This is a genomic window from Solibacillus isronensis (assembly GCF_900168685.1).
Classification (GTDB): domain Bacteria; phylum Bacillota; class Bacilli; order Bacillales_A; family Planococcaceae; genus Solibacillus; species Solibacillus isronensis_A.
The window spans coordinates 249,370-269,806 of record NZ_FVZN01000012.1; the positions used below are offsets into that span (position 1 = coordinate 249,370).

Sequence of the window (20,437 nt, forward strand, 5' to 3'; positions counted from 1 at the left end):
AAATTATTTTAGCTATTGTATAACTAATTTATTATTACCAATCGTGAGACCACCCGCATTTTTCAGGAAAATATTGTTCATACCAGACGCAGAATACATAGACAGTCCAAACGTAACGACCATGGTCAGCTTTCTTTTCATAGTGAGCATCTAAATAGTTTAGTAATAGTTGCTGATCGAAAAATTCATGGATATATGCTTTTTCAAATGTGTTTCGCACCATTTGATAGTATTTTTCTTCACGTAACCAGTGGCGCATTGGTACAGGGAACCCTAATTTTTTACGCTTTGCCCAGGCTTCAGGTAATTCATCTAAGGCCGCTTGACGAAGCGCTATTTTTGTATCTGCTGTTGATACTTTATATTGTGTCGGGATGTGACTTGCTACTTTGAATACTTCTTTATCTAAAAAAGGCACACGTAATTCTAGTGAGTGTGCCATGCTCATCTTGTCGGCTTTCAGTAAAATCTGACTTGGTAGCCAAACATGTAAGTCGAGGTACTGCATTTTTGTTGTATCGTCTTCAGCTTGTACTTTGTCATAATACGTCTTTACAATATCCCAAACAGATGGTCCTTTATGATATTTTTCGTTTAGAAGTGCGAGTGCGTCGTCCTCCTGCCAAACAAAGGCATGTCCAATAAAGCGTTCTTCAATTGATTTTGCCCCATTGTCTAAAAAGTTTGTGTAACGGTTTTTGGGTAAAGATTTTGCAATTGCTGAAAGTATATGTCGCAAAGGCAAAGGTATCTTTTTATATTGCTCCATTTTTTCAGAAGGCTTATACCATTCATAGCCTCCAAACAATTCGTCTGCACCTTCTCCAGAAAGTACAACTGTTACATCCTTACTAGCTAGTTCTGCTAAGAAGTAAAGAGGGAGTGACGAAAGATTTGAATCTGGCTCATCCATATGCCACTGGATTTTTGGAATGGCTTCAAATGCTTCATCTGCTGTAATATGCTTTTGCTTATTCTCAAATTGTAATTCCTCTGACAAGGCTTTTGCAAGAGAGGTTTCATCAAACATTGATTCATATCCTTGAAAGCCGACGCTGTATGTTGTATCAGGCTTTAATAGCTTTGCAATATAGCTGGAGTCGACACCACCAGATAAAAATGAACCAACCTTTACATCACTCACAGAGTGCGCTTCAACAGAATCTTCTAATACTTTTTTGATGTGTTGAACATGTGTATCTAAAGAATTAGTTGTTGGAGAAAATTCATGTGTCCAGTAAGATTTAATCTGTATATGACCGTTTTGAATAAGCATGAACGATCCAGGAGTGAGTTTATAAACGCCCTTAAAAAATGTTTCGTCTGTTGCTGGATATTGGAACGTTAAAAAAGGGCGTAACGCCTTTTCATTTAACTCCTTTTTAAACTTAGGATGCGGAAGAAAGGATTTAATCTCTGAACCAAATAAAATCGTGTTATCTGTCGTATGCTGCGTATAATATAAAGGTTTAATTCCAAAATGATCACGGGCAATAAACTGGAGATTTTGTTTTTTATCCCAAATACAAAAAGCAAACATTCCGCGTATCTTTTGGAGAACTTTCGTTCCGTATTCAATATATCCTTTTAAAAGCACCTCTGTATCTGAAGTTGTTTGGAATGTATGACCATAACTTATTAATTCTTCTCGAAGTTCACGATAATTATAAATCTCACCATTAAATACAAGTACAATATCTTCGTTTTCTGTTGAAAAGGGCTGACTCGCAGCTGTACTTAGATCGAGTATACTTAATCGTCGAAAACCTAATGTTACTTTTTCATCTGAATAAATCCCATCACTATCAGGTCCACGATGGACAATTGTTTCAAGCATTTGCTTCATAAAATTTTTATATTGAAAAGGTTGTGTACCATGAATAAAACCGACAAATCCACACATTGTGTTACACCTCTTTAAAGTTTTAATACTTAGAAGTTTAAAGAGAGGATTTGTAGAATCTATGGAGAAATATGCATGATCGAAAAAAATTTTTTTATCCTAAAGAGGATGCAATTATCTACCATACGTTATTTAAGTGAAATATTATTCATCAGATAATAATGTTATTGGGATGGAAACTGTAAAACAAGTACCTTCTTCAAGTATACTTTCAACGTAAATTTCACCTTTGAGGTGCTTTGTTAATTCTGCAACTATGGCTAAACCAAGACCTGAGCCACCAAGATTCCGTGCACGAGATTTTTCAACACGGTGAAAACGGTGGAAAATAAACGGAAGTTCTGCTTCTGGAATGCCTGGGCCTTCATCTCGAACAATAAATTGGATTTGTTTGTGATTCAATCGTGCAATGATTTCAATATCTCCACCGTCTGAATAATGAACAGCATTTTCAAGAAGGTTTATAAGAATTTGTTCTAGGCGCAAGCCATCTGTATAGATTTCTGGTAAATCATTCTGTACAGTCATGCGAATTCGATTGTTTTGGTTCAACACTTTAAGCTTTACCTTTTCTACGACAGACTCTATAAGATCATCAATATCAACAGATTGTAGGTAAAGCTGGATATTACCTTCTTCCATTTTGGACAGTTCAAATAGCTCTTGAATTAACTTTGCTAATCGATTCGCTTCACTTTCAATTATTCCAGCATATTTTTCTAGCTCTTCTTGTGATTTGTAGCGTTTATTTTTAATGATGTTCCCATAACCCTTTAAATATGAAGTAGGCGTTCGCAATTCATGTGAGATATTAGCTAAAAATTCACTACGATTTATACGATAATCATTTAACTCAATACTCATATCATTTATGGCTTTCGCTAAGGAACCGACTTCGTCACTTGAAGGCACATGGACCTTGGTTTTTAAATTACCTTTTGAAATTTCACGTGTTGCTTTTTCCATCTCCACTAATGGGCGACTAAGACGCCATGAAAGAAATATTGTATAACCAAGTGCTAAAATGATGGCCCCAATAATGGTACGAATAATCCAGTCACGTACTTCATGCATTTTTGCATGGATTTCGCTAATAGAGGAAAAAATTATAACCCCACCACTAAATTCATTGTTTTTTATAAAAGGTTTCACCACATAATAAATATTTTCCTTTGTATCTTGAATAACTCGCTCTCCAGCTAAATATTCATCAGCTTGTAAGCGATTAAGCCAGTTCTCTGATATTTTACTTCCTTGATGATATTCTAAGTAACCTTCAGATTGTACAATCCCTTGTTTATTGAAAAAGACCAAATCATTGTCAGTAAGAGATTGAATATTTAAATATAGATTCGGTTCGTCTTTCATTGTTTCAGTTACTGCAATTTCTATTCGATCACCTAAAGCACGTACATTTTCATCTATATAAAGCGAATAGACATTTAAGAAAATACGGTCCATAATAATTGCGAATGGGATTAGAATTGTCAGGAATAATAGCATAATTACAATACCAAGCTTCGTTACAACACTATTTTTTTTCATTTCTGTGCCTCTGGTATAATTAGTTGATAGCCTATGCCCCATACGGTTTGTATAATTTTCGCACCAGGTCGCACTTTCTTGAATTTTGTTCGAATATTCTTTACATGCGAATCAATAGCTCGTAGTTCACGTTCATCAGCATAATTCCATAACAGTTCAAGTAATTTTTCCCGAGTAAATACACGTTCTGGCGATTCAGCAAGCAGTACAAGGAGCTGAAATTCTTTACTTGTCAATTCTATGAATTGTTGATCAAATCTCACGCTACGATTATCAATATTAATGATTAATGTCCCATTGTTTAACGATAAAATTTGGGTATTACTTTTTTCGTCTTCTTTAAAGGCAGACCTTCGTAGGAGAGACTTCATACGAGCAATAAGCTCTTCAAATTCAAAAGGCTTAGTAACATAATCATCAGCTCCTGTTTCAAGCCCTCTTACAGTATCAGATAAATCGGTACGAGCTGTTACCATTAAAATTGGCACATTTGAAGACATTCTAATTTCTTTACATAACTCAAAGCCATTGATAAAAGGTAGCATGACGTCAAGTATAATGAGGTCAAATTCCTTTGTTTTAAATATTTGGAGGGCGTCAGCACCGTTCTCGCATAGTATTAAATCGTATTGACTTTGAAGTTGGATTCGCATGAGTTCCTGCATATACTGTTCGTCTTCAACGATTAAAATCTTTTTCATACAAATCGCTCCTTATTACTTAACAATGTTAGGCTCATCAACAATTCTGGCAGTCCCTTTAGCAACACTTTCTAGGGGCGTTTCTGCTAAAATAACCGGTAACTGCGAGGCATCACTAATGATTTTTTCAAGTTGTGGTAGAAGAGCTATACCACCACTTAATAATAAACCTCGTTCAATTATATCAGAGGCAAGTTCAGGCGGGGTTTGCTCTAAAGTTTGTTTAATAACTAAATTAATCTGGTCGATTGCTTCTTCTAAAACACTCGAAATTTCGCTAGCAGTAATATTAACTGTCTTTGGAAGACCTGTTACCATATCCCGACCTCGTACTTCCAGTTTACCGTTTACTTCTTCTTTAAAGACATTGATTTTAATTTTTTCAGCAGTCGCTTCACCAATAATTAACTGGTGTGTATTTTTAGTGTGTTTAATTATGAGGCGGTCCATTTCATCGCCAGCGACTTTTATTGAGTTTGAAACAACAACTCCGCCAAGTGAAAGGATGGCTACGTCAGTAGTGCCACCTCCAATATCGACAATCATTGAGCCAGATGGTTCCCAAACTGGAAGTCCTGCACCTATGGCAGCGGCAAACGTTTCTTCAATGATAATCGCTTCTTTTGCTCCAGCTTGTAACGCCGCATCAATAACTGCTCTTCTCTCTACACTCGTTAAATGTGTAGGGGCCGAAACAACTAAAAATGGTTTTCTTCCAACAAACCTTTTTTGTGTCAATTCTTTTACATAATGTTGAATCATTTCAGTTGTAGCTTGAAAATCCGCAACAACGCCGTCGCGAATAGGGCGAACTGTCTCTACACTACCATGTGTACGACCTTGCATAACTTTTGCCTTATGTCCAACCGCAATTACTTTTTGTGTATATGTGTTTTTAGCGAGTATTGAAGGTTCGTTGTAAACAATCCCTTTATTTTTTACATAGACTAATGTATTTGCAGTCCCCAAATCAATACCGATACCAGGACCTGATTTTTGAAATAATTGCATGAGAAATCCTCCTATTATTGATGTCAATTCAATGCAATAAGTATAGTGAAAAAGTTTGTGAAAAGTGTGTAGTCAATATTTATCTTGTAATAGCTTTTTTAAATGTGAATGATATTTCCATGTAAGGAAAACTGCTCTCATAACTAAGTCAATTGCGGTAGACAATCACACACCTAAAATACCAAATTATGAATGTCTAATATATATACCCCTAGAATACGAACACCCCACATATCAATCGCAGTGCTATATAACGATGGTTTTGTATCCGATTGCTTATAGATAACCAGCTATAAAATTTTGGTGCTGTTAATTTATAAGTTGTCATTGATTAGCAAAAACAACTTTTGCTGTATTATCGATGGCTTTTCTTACTGCAGCTAGTTGTAATAAAATTTCCGCACAGTCACTGGTCATTTCTTTAATGGCGCGCACATGCCCTTCAATACGTGCTAGCCGATTCACGACTTTCTTACGTTGTTTATGTTCATGATGTGGATGATTTTGACACATAATACTCTATTCCTCCTTAACCCCCTGGGGAGGATGGTTTTATGTAAAAAGAGGGAGAACTTTTATAGAGTTCTCCGTAAAACAACAATTACTTTGTTAATGCTTGACGCAATGTCTCAATATTTTTTTCCATTAGGGTGAAATAATTTTCGTTATTTTGAAGATCTTCATCGGTTAATACACTTAAGTTATGCAGCGTCAGTGATTTAGCCCCAAGCTCTTCTTGGATTATTTCTGTTAGTTTTGATGATATATTTTGTTCAAATAATACATACTGGATATTGCGCTCTTTTGCCATTTTGACAAGCTCGACAAGCTCAGCTTGAGAAGGTTCATCTTGAGAGTTTAGACCAGCGATGGCTACTTGCTCTAAATTATAGGTACCTGCAATATAGCCAAATGCTGCATGTGAAACAAAGAAGGTGTTATTTGATACACTTGTAGTCATTTCTTCAAAAGCAGTATCTAAGCTTTCCAATTCAGTGACTAACTGTGTGTAGTTATCTTCAAAAACAGCAGCTTGTTCAGGCATTTCATCAACTAAAGTATCTTTAATCGCTAAGGCTAAGTCTTTTGAAATGTCTGTAGATAGCCAAACATGTGGGTCTAATTCACCGTGACCATGACCTTCCTGGCCCGTTTCTTCTTTAACCGATTCATCCTCATGTGAATCGGTGTTTGACTCTTCTGAATGCTCTGCGTGTTCCTCAGCTGTTTCGCCTTCATGTGAATCAACTTCGCCTGTACTAATAGCTAATTTCTCGTCTGAAACATTGTCCGTCGTTGCAATAAATTGTACGTCTTCATTTGCTAATGTTTCCTTCGCATTCTCTACAAAGCCCTCTAAACCGAGACCAATATAAAAGAGAACATCTGCATTGGCAAAATCAATCATGTCTTTTTGAGTTGGCTCAAATGAATGCTCATTTGCACCAGGTGGGTAAGCCGATTCAACATCTACATATTCACCACCGATAACCTCAGTGAAGTAAGTAAGCGGATAAACTGTTGTATATACTTTTACTTTTTCCGTAGTATTCTCAGTTGTTTGTTTGTCTTCTTCATTATTCCCGCAGGCTGCTAGTAATAAGCCACTTGTTACTAGAAGGGGAGCTAACCATTTTTTCATGCCGTTCTAATTCCTTTCAAATCGTAATGATTACGTTTAATGTATGTAAATATACAGTAAAGAAGAAATGCTGACAAGCAAAAAAATTTAGATTAATTATTTGGTCACAAATTAAATTAAATTTATTGATTTTAATTTTCCTCCATACTTTCTCCACATTTTGTTTTTATAATCATAATTATTCGCTGAAATACCCAACTTAATAAAGTGGATAGATTAGTAGTATTGCTAAAGAGATGGTCAGTCTTTAACAATTATTTTTTTGTACATGTACTTTAGTGTGCTAGTGTATTAGTGAGTGAAATTATATTATGAGATTAGGAGTTTTGATATGAAAAAAATTAAAACATTATTAGTAGGTCTAGCTGCAACAGCAACAATCTTAGCGGCTTGTAGCGATACAGAGGAATCGACTTCTTCGAGTAAAACAGAAGAGAAGGAAGTATTAATTATTGGGATTGATGATAAATTTGCCCCAATGGGATTCAGAGATGAAACCAATGAGATTGTGGGCTTTGATATTGATTATGCACGTGCTGCTGCAGATCAAATGGGAGTTGAGGTAGAATTTCAACCAATTGATTGGAAAACTAAAGAAGTAGAACTTGCAAGTAGTCGTATCGATTTAATTTGGAATGGTTATACGATTACAGATGAACGTAGGGAGAAAGTGTTATTCACGGAACCTTATTTAGAAAATGCTCAAGTTGTAATGACGCTGAAAGATTCTGAACTTGCATCAATTGAAGACTTAGCAGGAAAAGATGTAGGGATTCAAGCCTTATCTTCGGCTGTAGATGCAATTAACGCGCATTCTGTTAAAGACGAAATTGCTTCTTTATCTGAATACGGTGATAACGTATTAGCATTAACAGATTTAAAGGCAGGCCGTACACAGGCGGTTATTATTGATTCAGTCGTTGGCGAATATTACATGACTCAGGAGCCAGACACATTCAAAATTTTAGATGATGCCTTAGCGCCAGAGCAGTACGGAGTTGGTGTGAAAAAAGGGAATGAGAAACTTTTAGAAGAGTTACAAGCAGCGTTAGACATGATGAATGAAAACGGTATTGCAGCTAAAATTTCAGAGAAATGGTTTGGCGAAGACCGCATTTTAAAATAATGACAAAAGGTAAGAGCTTCATTTAAAAAGCTCTTATCTTTTTCTGTTCATGATAGAGAGGGAGTGTAAGTAATGGATTTTCAAACCGTTGTCCTTCCAATGTTAGAAGGCGCAAAAATGACCGTTTTACTATTTATAATCGCCATTATACTTGCTGTTCCACTCGGTTTCTTACTCACATTAGCAGTTCAAAGTAAATGGAAAGCAGTTGTAGCGTTAGCAAGTACGTATATATATGTCATGCGTGGTACACCGCTGCTTTTACAATTACTTATCATTTGTTTTGGTCTGCCGATGATTCCAGGTATTGGTGAATACCTTGTACTAGACCGATTTGTCGCAGCATGTATTGGTTTCATTTTAAATTACGCAGCATATTTTGCGGAAATTTTTAGAGGTGGTTTACTATCGATTGATAAAGGGCAGTACGAGGCTGCACAAGTACTAGGATTAAATAAATTTCAAACGATGACAAAAATTATTATCCCACAAATGATTCGTGTCGCATTACCAGCTATATCGAATGAATCTGTCACATTAGTGAAAGATACAGCACTTCTATATGCAGTAGCAATACCGGAGCTGTTACACTTTGCGCAAACAGCCGTCAATCGTGACTTTACGATTATACCTTATTTTGTGGCCGGTGTGATTTATTTACTGATGACGTTACTACTAACATGGTTCTTTAAAGGCTTAGAAAAAAGATTCAAATATGAATAGAGGTGTGTACATTGATTGAGGTTAAAAATTTAGCAAAAGCATTTGGTGTATCAAAAGTACTTCAGGATATTTCTTTTTTTGCAAAAAAAAATGAAGTGATTGCTATTCTTGGTCCCTCGGGTTCAGGAAAAAGTACATTACTTAGAAGCTTAGTCAACTTAGAACGTATTGATTTCGGTGACATAATTATTGATGGGCAGACTTTAGTGAAGAATGGGGTATATACAACACCACAAACAAGGAAACAAATCACAGCTAAAATGGGTATGGTATTTCAAAATTTCAACTTGTTTCCGCATTTAACAGTGCGTGAAAATCTAGAAATAACTCCGAAGCAATTAAAATTATACACAAAAGAGGCTATTCAAAAACAAAGTGAAGAGCTTTTACAAAAGGTTGGATTATTAGAAAAGGCGAATGAATATCCAGCCAAGCTATCTGGTGGGCAAAAACAGCGTGTAGCGATTGCAAGGGCACTAATGTTAAAACCCGAAATTTTGTTGTTTGATGAGCCGACTTCGGCCCTTGATCCTGAATTAACAGGTGAAGTATTAAAGGTTATGAAAGAATTAGCGCATGAAAATATGACAATGCTAGTTGTGACACATGAAATGGGCTTTGCACGAGAGGTTGCAGATAGAATTGTGTTTATGGATAACGGCGAAATCGTCGAAACGGCAACACCATTGGAATTTTTTCAAAATCCACAAACTAGACGTGCACAAATATTTTTACAGAATCATTTTAATTAATTTTAATTTCTTGCGGATATTTAGTATGAATAGAGACAGTAAGGGTGCCAATTAAATGGTGTTCTTACTGTTTTTATTATTGGGGCAATTCTTTACATAAAAATGTTTTGCAGATACAAATGGCTTATTTCCACATGCTAGTCTATCCATTATTGTGCATGAAGTTAAGTTACGAAGGAAATTTTATAATCGATTCCGAACAGAATATTATGTAAGTATCCAACGAGTTATAGCTTTATTATTTTCAGATTCTCTACTGTAAACTTAAAAATGAACATATATTTATTTATAATTACCGTAAAAATTTACAATAAGAGGTGGTCCCCTGTATTTATTAAAAAAGGTTTAGCACTAATTATAGGTAGTATTTTTCCATCTTTAGGTATAAATTTGTTTTTAGTACCACATAAAATATTAGATGGAGGAACAGTTGGTATCGGATTAATAGCAAACTACTTATGGGGTTTTAATATAGGTTTAACAGTAATTATATTAAGCATTCCAATCTTTATCTACGCATGGTTTCATTATAGAAACTTTTTTTATAATAGTTTGCATGGAATGATTCTGTCTGCATTTTTTATTAATTTTCTAGCACCAGTTAATAATCTAATTAAAATCGAAGCGTTCTACAGTTCTATATTAGGTGGCATCTTTGTAGGAATTGGAATTGGATTAATGTTACATTTTCAGACAAGTACTGGGGGCACGGATTTTATTGCTCAGTTTTTATGTGATAGGACAGGTATAAATGTGGGCATTTATATCTTGTTTATTGATTCCATTGTTATAATTGTTGGTGGATTATTATTATCTTCAGAAACATTTTATCTCTCCATTATAACTATACTTTTTATTGGTGTAACCACAAGTCTTATTACAAGTAGAAAAGGGCATTTAGTAGCTCACTAATGAGTATTTATGGAGAGGTATAATTCATTTTATAAAGTTATCAAATTTTGGCCTTGCAGCTTGTTTACATTTACTCCGTTATCGTGATAATATCTAGGCTTCTCCATTTATAATGATTGGTAAAAATATTCATTCCCCTATTATAAAATAGGTAAAAGAATATGACCCAGAAATTTCAGAAGCCGTAGAAAAAGCGTTAACTGAACAGGGTATAAATCTTGTAAAAGGGGCAACTTTTGAGCGTGTGGAACAGTAGATAATCGTACCTTATCAACTTTAACTGATTGATGTAAGTAAATTGATAAACTATTAAAGTCGAGTGGCAAGTGATTCATTTCAAGATGGAGAACTAAAAAAGGTTTATGTAACAGTAGATGGCAGGAAAAAAGTTGTGGAATCAGAGCAGTTACTTGTTGCAACAGGAAGAAAACCAAATACGGACTCTTTAAATTTAAGTGCAGCAGGTGTAGAAGTCGGAAAACGAAAAGAAATATTGATAAATGATTATGCCAGAACAAGTAATGAAAAGGTTTATGCAGCAGGCGATGTAACATTAGGACCTCAATTTGTGTATGTAGCAGCCTATGAAGGTGGAATTGTTGCCGAAAATGCAATTGGTGGATTAAATAAAAAATCAGATTTATCGGTTGTTCCTGGAGTTACATTTACAAATCCATCTATTGCAACCGTTGGTTTAACGTAAGAAAAAGCAAAAGAAAAAGGCTATAAAGTAAAAACCTCTGTATTGCCCTTAGATGCGGTTCCAAGAGCGATAGTAAATCGTGAAACAACAGGTGTTTTCAAGCTTGTGGCAGATGCAAAAACATTAAAAGTGCTAGGGGTTCATATTGTATCTGAAAATGCAGGTGATGTGATTTATGCAGCGACTTTAGCCGTTAAGTTTGGGTTAACTGTAGAAGATTTAAAAGAAAGCCTTGCACCATATTTAACAATGGCAGAAGGCTTAAAATTAGCTGCCCTAACTTTTGATAAAGATGTATCCAAATTATCTTGTTGTGCAGGGTAAATGTGAATGAATATGTTGTATTTGGATAAAAAATTGCTCAAATAGGAAGGTAAACCTGCTTTGAGCAATTTTTTACAGAATAGATGTTTTTAAGCAACACTTCTACATGCTTCTGCGCATTTAAAGCAGGCATCAGCACATTTTTGACAGTGATCATGATTATGTTTTTTACATTCATTCCCACAAGCCTCGCAAATAGTAGCACACACAGAAGCTAATTCAGAAACAAAGGGTGTACCTCTTGAGATTGCTTGTTCAAGGTAAGCACAAATATCAGCACATTCTCTATCCAACCGAATACACTCTGCCATCATTTTAATATCGTCTTCTTTTAAACATGCATCATAACAATGATTACACTCTGTCATACATTCATGTAAAGTTTGTAATAGTTGTTGATACTGTTCATGCGCCATTAATAAAACCTCCATTTTAGTGATTATTTTTGGTTACATAATATAATTTCCCCATTAATTATTAATATAAACTGAAATAATTAAAACTCCATAAAAACTGCATATATTTAAGTAAGTGTCTAGTATTGTTCACAAGCTACGACGCAAGCATCACATGCATCAATACAGGATTGATATTGCTGAACGGAAGATCCTACAGCTTCTACTATTTCAGCACTTCCTTTCAGGTCTACTGTGTTTTGTTTTCTTGTTTTAAATTCATCGATAAAAGTTAGTTCAATCAAAGAATCATGAAAAACGCAGTTTTGTAAAAGAAATGATTGGTGTTTGGTGTTTCGAAGAGTTGGTTTGATATTTTGGAACATAAGAACGGAATTTTTGAGCCTGAGCGGATAATTAGGGTAACATTAAAAAAGAAAGATTCCGATCCAAATAGTAAATCCTATTCTCACCGGATGGCTCTTTATCGTCTTACTGAGGAAGCTACCCCAATATTAATCTATAAGGCATGGGGAGCATCAAATATGAATTTACCTTCAAATGAGTTAGCTGTAAAGATTATTCGTTATATGTTAAATGTACCTGGAGGGGAGCTTCCAACTAAAGATGATAAATTTCATATATTTGTTGATTAATTAATATAAAGCTTTTTAGAAAAGACCACTTCAAACGACTAAATAGTTGTTTGAAGTGGTCTTTTTTAATATCTAAATAAAAAATATGTCGGTTACTTCAATACGTTGTTATTACAAGGTTTCTTTATAAAGGTTGCGCATTTTTCTCGAACTTTCTTACAAATGATCAATCTTTATTTCATCAATTCAACAATAGTGCCATTTCCTATGGACGGGTTCTTAAATAGGATTCTAGCGCATTTAAAGCATGAACTCTATCAGAATTGGCCATATTAATATATAGAGAGGTAGTTTTAATATCGGTATGACCTAATAAATCCCTCAGAATTGTTGCCTCGCCTCCATTTTTTATAAACGCTACCGAAAACGAATGGCGCAGCTTATGTGGATATACACCATTCGGAAAATAAGAACTAGTGTATTTTTCTACAAACATTTGAATTGTTCGTATGCTGATTGCCTTTGCTGGTTTTCGATACGTTACAAAAAGGAAAGGGCACATTTCGGCTTGGGGATAACGTGTATTTCGAATTGCTATGTATTCCAGCAAACGGTTAAAGGCAGAATCAATAATGTAAATTGTATCTTTTTTATTGCCTTTTCGGGTGACTTTAACAGTTTGAGCGCTATAATTAATATCCGCCATAGTGATACGAGCAAGTTCTCCTACACGCATTCCTGTGGCCAATAAAATAGCTATAATTGCAATATCACGCTCACAATCACGTTTGAATAAAGAAATCTGTTGGGGCACTTCTAATTTTGCTAAATATCCATCCGGTCCATCATCCCCTAAGTAATCAACAAAGTCGAACAGGCGTTTACTATCTAGTATTTGCGTAGCAATTTCCGCAGCGCGGTTTGCTGATGTTTCTTTATAAACCGGAATTTTTACCTTAGCCATAATATTTTCGCTTAGGTACGTTTTACCCTGGTCATCATCACTGGTAACAGCCAAGAAGTGAAATAGGGACTTAAGAGCAGATACCATAAGTGATACCGAACGCATTTCACGTACTCGACTGCTAGTTTCATGCTTTTTCGAAATATCCTCATTTGATACATGTTCTATAAAATATTCAATATCCTTTTTTCTTATTTGGGATAGGTGCTCTAAAGTTATTTCTTTAATATCTGGTGCATCAGCAATTCCTTCTTTAAGTAGCCATTCAAAGAATATTTTGTATCTATATAAGTATTGGTGAATCGTTCTGAAAGAAATCTGTTCTTTATTTTTCTCTATACGGAAATCACGTATATAAAAGGGAAGTTCTTTAGTAAGCTTATCCGTATATTCTAAGATCTTTAGATCATCGGGAGATAGTGTAGCCATATAATCACTCCTTCAGGGAATTTTCGTAATCATGGAAAATGTCCATATTTTTAGCCACAGCTAATTCAAGTGCATCTCGCTTTACGGTTTCAGTGTATTTATCATCGGTAATAATACCCTCAATTTCATTGCAAATTAAAAGCGCAGACTTCTCAAATTCATTTTCTGACTCTACAGGGTCTATTAGTATTAACTTGCTTAAAAAATCGTTTGTGACAGCAGGGGAGCAGTTATAACGCATCATATGTTCGAATAAATAACTTAAATTATCCATATTTGATAATTGTAATTCTTCAGTTGTGAAGTTTTCTGGATATGTTAATCCTAAATACATAATTAATTCTTCATGTAGCGTTGAATCAAGGTCTAATACACTTTCTTTTGCCGCAGCTTTTATTAGTGATTGTTTTAATAAATCAAATGCCAATGTATAGGGGATTCGGGCATTAAATTGGTAAGCAAAATTAAAGTGTACCGCACACTCCGTAGTAATTAAAAAATCGCCTAAATAGTTGCGTTCTTTCAGGCGACCTTTACTATCATAAAAATAAGAATATACATGGCCACGTATCCCAACACCATGCTGTAAATAATAAAGGGAATCATATAAACTTTGACCACGATAATCAACTTTCATTTTTTTCATAATAAAACCTCCGTATAGTAGGGATATTGCGCAAAATAATTAGTTCCTTGTATCATTTCCGTACGCAACAGGGTAGGGCAGTGATAGTTAACTAAATGACTATAAATGCGAACACTTATTCGCAAAATACATTTTTAACGAAAAAGTGTTCGGTTTTATTCACTACCAATATCCCCCTAATTCAGTAATTTAAGATTCGAGCTAAAAAATACATCTATATAGCTATTAAAGGGGACAGAACGCAGCTCACTAGAATCACCATACCATTCAAATAACTTAATTGATTCTAAAAAGGGGTAAAGATTACTTTCGTTATTTAATAGCTCCATTACTAATTGATTTTTAGCTTTCTTACGGTTTGAATCAGAACTTTCATTTAAAATAATTGTCCTAACAATACCTAATAAAAGGTCGGTTACTTCAATACCGTAGGTTGCTTTTTTAGGCAAATATGAAACACTATTAACTTTAAAATTTTCCCCACGATAAATTGATTGAATGTTTAACTGCCTTAGCATATCAACCTTCAAATCATAATTTTTAGCTTCGTATGTACGGTCGTGCTCAATAAAAACATCTGCATTTACGAAAGTGTTTTTTCCATATTTCCTGATTAATCCGTAGACTACACGCTCTGGAAACTTTGTATAAATAGTACGATCTACTATATCGGAAATAATTGGTTTAATTGGTTTTGAATTAAATTCAACCTTATTAATATCGTATGAAATAACATTCATCTTCATTAAATGATGATGCGAGAGTACATCTGATAATAATATTTTAATGCTATCCCGTATTGCCGTATGTCCCCCATAACTAGTCCAATGAATGCCAGCATTTTTGATGATTTTGTCCAACTTTTCTTGATGATGCAAATAGTAATCTTGAGGAAATAAAATTGCGCCCATCAAATGAAGGGTTTCATTTGCCTTACCACTTTCATCAAAGTAAATATTAACAGTATGGTTTTTTTCGTTATTCATAAAATTCCTCCACTACTTGAAAAATTCAAGCATGATTGGTATAATTCATTTATATTGAATCATATTAAATTACATATGTTATTTTATGAACTGCTCTTGCAGTTTTCCGAATAACATTTATGAGATACTATTGGCTGCTCTTGCAGCCTGTGGTATCTTTTTTTATTTTACCATAATATACCTATACTATCTATTACTTTTTCGTGAAATTGGTATTTTGCGAAAAAGTTATGATGTTGTGAGCCCCCTGTTAGAATTTAAATTTTTGATTATAAAATCTATACTTGTACATGGACACAAAGTTAGTACCGTTTTGGACAAAAATCTCTTGTCGTTGAATTTTTGAAATTGGAAAGCCTAATTTATCATTGCCTAAAATTCACTATGATTAAAAAGACAAGAAAGTCTTGTCCTTCTACAACACTTTGTTAATCAATCCGAACAAATCATCATTAATTTTATAGATTCCGCACGCAGTTAAAAAAGCGCCTGCCAAAATGGCAAACGCTTATGCATTATTAGTTAAGAAATAATAAGTGTCCTTGCAATCTGCCCGACTTTCCCTTGTGATTGGGTTCATCGTTTAAAATTGCAGCTGTTATACGCCCAGTTACGGTAGCGGTATTAATGCAATAATAATGACTGTATTATAGATAATTGCAGTAAGTATGGCACTTTCCAGACTGTACAACTGCATAATATTTAACCGATCTAACTCCGGGTATAAGCCGAGAAAAAGCGCAGGATAATAGCAAATTTTTGCTAAATCATTGGCTATGGAGAACGTTGTTAAACTCCCTCTTGTCATGAGTAATTGAGGTTCGATTGGAATTTCTCCGCTACCCACACCTCATCCCCGCACTTTGGATTTAAAAGATTCTTTTCCAATCTACGTACATTTTTGAAAGGACAATTATTATCGATACACTGCTCACCCCGGCTATATTCGAATATTCTTTCATAAACAGCTGCAATCGTTATGAATTCTCTTAAATCAAAAAAACACGCAGTAAACCTATAGAATAGGTCTACTACATGCTCCGCGATAGAAAACAATTTTATATAATACGGCTATTTGCCGTATTTGCTTACAGCATAAATACTAATAAGCAAAGAAACCTAAATCATTATACCCTAAATGTAATCAAAAGATTTTTCTTCTTCCCACAAATTACTAAGCCTATTCATTCATATGCATCTGTTCCAAACTCATAATTAGATTGTAGGATGTTTTCACATAACGAGACTAAATCTAAATAGTTAAAACCTACAGCGTTTAATCTATAAAGTTCTACGAACCGACTATTTAAAAATGTAACACTGACATAATAGGGCTTCTCTCCCCTTGTGGCGTCTGCTCGCTTAAGGTTCTATGAATTGATACAAGTAAGCTTTCTGGTGATGCCAATATAGGCGCTAAATAGTAATAAAATTCATTTAAATCACTTAGTTAGAAAATTTTGTGTATAATATGGTTTTTCGTTTGTGTCAAACGCAACACCAATTCCTAATGATTCAAAGTTGGATTGAAGGATATTTTCTCTATGCCCCAAAGAGTTCATTAAGCCTTCATGGGCAAAAATACTGCTTAGTTGACCAGCTGCAATATTTTCACCTGCTGTATGAAAAGAGATATTATCCTCTTTCATACGATCAAAAGGTGATTGTCCTTCCAAATTTATATGATTAAAATATTGATTAACAGCCATATCCATACTATGTTCCCGTGCTGTTATTTTTACATGATCATCCCATGTTAAAGGTTGTAGCTTGTTTACTACTCTAGAAGAATTAGTTAAATCAAATAATTGGTATTCAAACCCTTCTACTAATAATTGGTTTCCATTTGCATAAAAATCTTTTTTATGATTTTCTAATTCTTCATTTATAATTTGAATAGCTGTTACAATATTTTCTTTATGCTTATCAAAAAAGATAGTTACATAACTATCATCAAACTTGTATAAATAATATTCACTACTTTGAATTTGATGTGATATCCTTCCTTTTTTCAAGGATGTTAACGGATTCCCAAATTGTGCCAACACCTTATCTTTTGGACTGCCAATTTTAACTTTTTGTTTAGAAGAAAGTAATTCTTGATTAGTATATAATCCTGCAACTTTATTTTCATTATCATATGCAATCATAAAATAGTTACGATACTCTTCATGATAAGTATTCCAATTTACTCCATATTCATTCATGGAAAATCTCTTGGCTTTACCAAATAGGTCTTCAACCTCCTCTCTTGAATCACCAAGCTCAATATTATAAATGGAAAGAGAGTAAGAAGTAGGTTCTGATAATTTGGGCTTTTCGATATCTGGTGAAACGAGATTGGAAGGATGTCTTTGACTGTTGGTAATTACTTGTTTGAACTCACCAAATATTTGATTTACTTCTTTGCCTAAAAAATCTAGCGCAGGCTGAATTTTAAAGCCTTCTTTCCAAACTCCAAAATTGGTGGTTATATTTTGATAAATCGTATGAATTTTTGAATCTTGAATGCCTTTTCCGTCTATAAACAGAATAATTCCAAGAATTATGAATAAAGGTAGTAATATTCGTATAAACCTCAAGATTGACCCTCCCTATTAAATTAATAGATATGAGAAATAGTAGTTGCAACTTACTACCTAAAGTAACATCTGAGAAGAAAGTAAACTGTGCAATAGTACAACGTCTAGTCTTAATTAATGGATTAAAGTATTAGTTTTTGTAGATTCCAGAGACTTTGTTGTTAATTACTCCCTATAATTTGGGTTCGATGATTTTGAAAATCTAAAGTACAGATTTAATGCTATTAAAGATAATATTAGAACTAAAAAAGTTGAAACTAAATTAAACGAGAACCCCTTCTCACCTTTCTCAACAATGTTTGGAGTTGCTAAATTCTTTTTCTCTAATTGGTAGTTAGCAATTAAATCACCGTTCTCTTCGATTATATCCAAAGTTCCATCACTATTTACACTTTTATTAACTTTCCAATTTATTGATGATGTATAAAAAATATTTTTTACAGTTCTATACTGTTCATTTTCTAATTTGAAAATTGTGCCTTTTTGAATAGTTGTTGTTTCATAATTATTAAAAGCATAGTCTAATAACTTTTCTGTATCATGGTATGCTTCATCGTCAGTACTGCTATTCAATGTTATTACAATTAAGCTTAACTTATTAGTCTCTGCAGTAGTTGCTAACGTAAAGCCTGATGCGTTTATATATCCCGTCTTTCCCCCAGTTACTTCTTTATAGGGAATTTCGCCTTTTAACAGTTTGTGATGGGTTATAAGGGTGGTATCCCATGTCTCTCCATCCCAGTCTAATTCCTTTGTACCGAATATATCCTGAAACACTTTATTTTGCATTGCATATTGTGTTATCTTTGCTAAATCTACAGCAGTTGTAACATGCTCTGAATCAAAAAGCCCATGTGGATTTTCAAAAATTGTATTATCGACTTTAACAACGTTATTTAAATAAGTGTTTATGTTATTTGAAAATTCTTCTACACTTCCACTTAGATGTTCTGCAATTGCTATGCCTGCATCATTCCCAGAGTTTATTAATAAGCCCTGTACTAACTTATTTAATGTAACTTTTTCTCCTTCTTCTAGATATACTTTTGAACCTTCAGCATTTCGTGCATTACTACTAACTGTAACCAAATCATCTAATTGACCTGTTTCAATAGCATAAATGGCTGTAGCAATTTTAGTTAAACTTGCTGGATACATTTGATTCTTAGAATTCTTTTCATATAATATTTGTCCTGAATTAGCTTCTAGAACTATTGCTGCTTCACTAACTATAGTAGGTGGTAGACTTGCACCAAACGCCTTAGTAAAATGAAAAGAATTAAATGCTAATACTGTAATGACAATAATAATAATTTTGCTCATAAATAAATTCCCCGTATCTTTCTTACTTGATGATATTGATTATTCTATAAAATTATGGAGAAATTGTGCGGTTTTATGCTGTAACATTATTTGAATAATTCCGTAATAATAGAATTTACAAATTACTACTTAGGATATAAGAATTAATGAGGAAGAATAACTCTATACAAGTGTTGTCATGACAGTTGCCTTTGTCTAGTTGATGGGTATCTATAATCCAGACCTTGCTGAAAACATGGTTTTAATTGAACTAGGAAAAATTGAGAACACCGAAGAGGAAATCAACCGAACCATATCTGTTCTTTCAAAAAATAACTTTACAGGTCAGAAGAAATGTAATGAAGTGCAAGTTGGAAATTCCCCAAATTGCACTTCGCATAGTTTATTCAGCTGGTGACAATTCACTTTCTGTAACCCACTTATGATTTGTTACTTCCTCGCCTGTTGTTGAGGTATAATCGACCATATAAACAGTTGTTTCTACTGCAGAGTCAATTGTTGCAATAGCACCTTTCATACCTTCCATGTGATCAGCATTAATCGTTGCCTCTTCACCTTGTTCTAAGGGTTGTTCTCCAATCCCTTCAAACTCTTCATGAATCACCCATTTGTGATCTGTTACAGGCTCCCCCCCATTAGCAGGAGTGTAAGATACTGTATATACAGTAGTATCAAAGGCACCTACAATTGTTGCTTCAGCACCATTCATACCCCCCATATGGTCCGCATTCATTATTGCAGTACTTCCTACCGGGTATGTTGGATTTGTTGATTCTTCCAAGCCTTCTGGGATTTCACCGGTACTAGAATGGTCCATACCTTCCATGTTATGTTCTTGCATTTCACTTGTCTGTGCATCATTATTCTGAGTTGTTTCCTCATTATTATCCCCAGCACATGCAGAAAGTGTTAAAGCTGCAGTTATGGAGATAATACCTATCATAATTTTATTCGCCATACTAATTCCTCCTTGTTCTAGCTTTAATTAGTTTGTTCCTATCAAAGGAGATTATAAACATTAATTATGCAAAAAATATGCAAAATCTTAGATTATCAATATACATATAATTTTTGTCCATACCTTTCATATGATTTCGTAAGGGTAACAACTGTACCAGATTTAAATGGATTGCTCTATTTCATCATTCGTCTTAATTTATATTCAAATTGTTTC

General features: G+C 34.2%; 19 protein-coding genes and 2 pseudogenes. 7 read left to right on the forward strand and 14 right to left on the reverse strand.

Annotated features, from left to right (window positions below):
* Nucleotides 1-34: 34 nt before the first annotated feature.
* From asnB to B5473_RS06195, 6 genes are all read right to left on the reverse strand, one after another.
* The gene (gene asnB, locus B5473_RS06170) at nucleotides 35-1,903 is read right to left on the reverse strand and encodes an asparagine synthase (glutamine-hydrolyzing) (RefSeq protein ID WP_065217297.1); all 1,869 of its coding nucleotides are present in this window, start codon (nucleotides 1,901-1,903) and stop codon (nucleotides 35-37) included.
* A 144-nt stretch (nucleotides 1,904-2,047) separates the two neighbouring features.
* Nucleotides 2,048-3,448, reverse strand: coding sequence for a sensor histidine kinase (locus tag B5473_RS06175; protein WP_065217298.1), 1,401 nt, complete (start codon nucleotides 3,446-3,448; stop codon nucleotides 2,048-2,050).
* Nucleotides 3,445-4,149, reverse strand: coding sequence for a response regulator transcription factor (locus tag B5473_RS06180; protein WP_065217299.1), 705 nt, complete (start codon nucleotides 4,147-4,149; stop codon nucleotides 3,445-3,447). The genes B5473_RS06175 and B5473_RS06180 overlap by 4 nt, the downstream gene beginning before the upstream one ends.
* Nucleotides 4,150-4,164: 15 nt before the next feature.
* Nucleotides 4,165-5,160, reverse strand: a complete 996-nt coding sequence (locus B5473_RS06185; protein ID WP_065217300.1) for a rod shape-determining protein — start codon at nucleotides 5,158-5,160, stop codon at nucleotides 4,165-4,167.
* A gap of 324 nt (nucleotides 5,161-5,484) precedes the next feature.
* Nucleotides 5,485-5,673, reverse strand: coding sequence for a metal-sensing transcriptional repressor (locus tag B5473_RS06190; protein WP_065217301.1), 189 nt, complete (start codon nucleotides 5,671-5,673; stop codon nucleotides 5,485-5,487).
* An 88-nt stretch (nucleotides 5,674-5,761) separates the two neighbouring features.
* Nucleotides 5,762-6,802 (reverse strand): metal ABC transporter solute-binding protein, Zn/Mn family, encoded by a 1,041-nt coding sequence (locus B5473_RS06195; RefSeq protein ID WP_065217302.1) that lies wholly within the window; start codon nucleotides 6,800-6,802, stop codon nucleotides 5,762-5,764.
* A 331-nt stretch (nucleotides 6,803-7,133) separates the two neighbouring features.
* On the opposite strand from B5473_RS06195, the gene B5473_RS06200 reads away from it, so the two are divergent.
* The 5 genes and pseudogenes from B5473_RS06200 to B5473_RS06220 form a co-directional block, all read left to right on the forward strand.
* Nucleotides 7,134-7,928: an amino acid ABC transporter substrate-binding protein gene (locus B5473_RS06200; RefSeq protein WP_065217303.1), complete on the forward strand. Its 795-nt coding sequence runs from the start codon at nucleotides 7,134-7,136 to the stop codon at nucleotides 7,926-7,928.
* 72 nt (nucleotides 7,929-8,000) lie between these two features.
* Nucleotides 8,001-8,651 (forward strand): amino acid ABC transporter permease, encoded by a 651-nt coding sequence (locus B5473_RS06205; protein WP_065217304.1) that lies wholly within the window; start codon nucleotides 8,001-8,003, stop codon nucleotides 8,649-8,651.
* Nucleotides 8,652-8,653: 2 nt separating this feature from the next.
* Nucleotides 8,654-9,403: an amino acid ABC transporter ATP-binding protein gene (locus tag B5473_RS06210; protein ID WP_269454598.1), complete on the forward strand. Its 750-nt coding sequence runs from the start codon at nucleotides 8,654-8,656 to the stop codon at nucleotides 9,401-9,403.
* 270 nt (nucleotides 9,404-9,673) lie between these two features.
* Nucleotides 9,674-10,315 (forward strand): YitT family protein, encoded by a 642-nt coding sequence (locus tag B5473_RS06215; RefSeq protein WP_079524090.1) that lies wholly within the window; start codon nucleotides 9,674-9,676, stop codon nucleotides 10,313-10,315.
* A gap of 151 nt (nucleotides 10,316-10,466) precedes the next feature.
* Nucleotides 10,467-11,342, forward strand: a pseudogene (locus tag B5473_RS06220) (FAD-dependent oxidoreductase); the annotation flags it as partial.
* 89 nt (nucleotides 11,343-11,431) lie between these two features.
* Here the strand turns inward: B5473_RS06220 and B5473_RS06225 are convergent.
* Nucleotides 11,432-11,758: a four-helix bundle copper-binding protein gene (locus B5473_RS06225; RefSeq protein ID WP_065217306.1), complete on the reverse strand. Its 327-nt coding sequence runs from the start codon at nucleotides 11,756-11,758 to the stop codon at nucleotides 11,432-11,434.
* A gap of 320 nt (nucleotides 11,759-12,078) precedes the next feature.
* On the opposite strand from B5473_RS06225, the gene B5473_RS06230 reads away from it, so the two are divergent.
* The gene (locus B5473_RS06230) at nucleotides 12,079-12,393 is read left to right on the forward strand and encodes a hypothetical protein (RefSeq protein WP_176142034.1); all 315 of its coding nucleotides are present in this window, start codon (nucleotides 12,079-12,081) and stop codon (nucleotides 12,391-12,393) included.
* Nucleotides 12,394-12,598: 205 nt separating this feature from the next.
* On the opposite strand, the gene xerS is transcribed toward B5473_RS06230, so the two are convergent.
* From xerS to B5473_RS06260, 6 genes and pseudogenes are all read right to left on the reverse strand, one after another.
* Nucleotides 12,599-13,726 (reverse strand): tyrosine recombinase XerS, encoded by a 1,128-nt coding sequence (gene xerS, locus B5473_RS06235; protein WP_065217308.1) that lies wholly within the window; start codon nucleotides 13,724-13,726, stop codon nucleotides 12,599-12,601.
* A gap of 4 nt (nucleotides 13,727-13,730) precedes the next feature.
* The gene (locus B5473_RS06240; RefSeq protein ID WP_065217309.1) at nucleotides 13,731-14,372 is read right to left on the reverse strand and encodes a hypothetical protein; all 642 of its coding nucleotides are present in this window, start codon (nucleotides 14,370-14,372) and stop codon (nucleotides 13,731-13,733) included.
* A gap of 176 nt (nucleotides 14,373-14,548) precedes the next feature.
* Nucleotides 14,549-15,358, reverse strand: a complete 810-nt coding sequence (locus tag B5473_RS06245; RefSeq protein WP_065217310.1) for a DUF3800 domain-containing protein — start codon at nucleotides 15,356-15,358, stop codon at nucleotides 14,549-14,551.
* Nucleotides 15,359-15,974: 616 nt separating this feature from the next.
* Nucleotides 15,975-16,190 (reverse strand): annotated as a pseudogene (locus B5473_RS06250) (potassium-transporting ATPase subunit B); the annotation flags it as partial.
* A 610-nt stretch (nucleotides 16,191-16,800) separates the two neighbouring features.
* Nucleotides 16,801-17,940: a CAP domain-containing protein gene (locus B5473_RS06255; RefSeq protein WP_254865255.1), complete on the reverse strand. Its 1,140-nt coding sequence runs from the start codon at nucleotides 17,938-17,940 to the stop codon at nucleotides 16,801-16,803.
* Nucleotides 17,941-18,105: 165 nt separating this feature from the next.
* Nucleotides 18,106-19,263, reverse strand: a complete 1,158-nt coding sequence (locus tag B5473_RS06260) for a D-alanyl-D-alanine carboxypeptidase family protein (RefSeq protein ID WP_079524091.1) — start codon at nucleotides 19,261-19,263, stop codon at nucleotides 18,106-18,108.
* Nucleotides 19,264-19,465: 202 nt separating this feature from the next.
* Between B5473_RS06260 and B5473_RS06265 the strand changes: the two genes are divergently transcribed.
* Entirely contained in the window at nucleotides 19,466-19,660 is a 195-nt protein-coding gene (locus B5473_RS06265) for a stage II sporulation protein P (RefSeq protein ID WP_079524092.1), read from the forward strand.
* On the opposite strand, the gene B5473_RS06270 is transcribed toward B5473_RS06265, so the two are convergent.
* Nucleotides 19,646-20,221: a YdhK family protein gene (locus tag B5473_RS06270; RefSeq protein ID WP_079524093.1), complete on the reverse strand. Its 576-nt coding sequence runs from the start codon at nucleotides 20,219-20,221 to the stop codon at nucleotides 19,646-19,648. The genes B5473_RS06265 and B5473_RS06270 overlap by 15 nt on opposite strands.
* Nucleotides 20,222-20,437 lie beyond the last annotated feature (216 nt).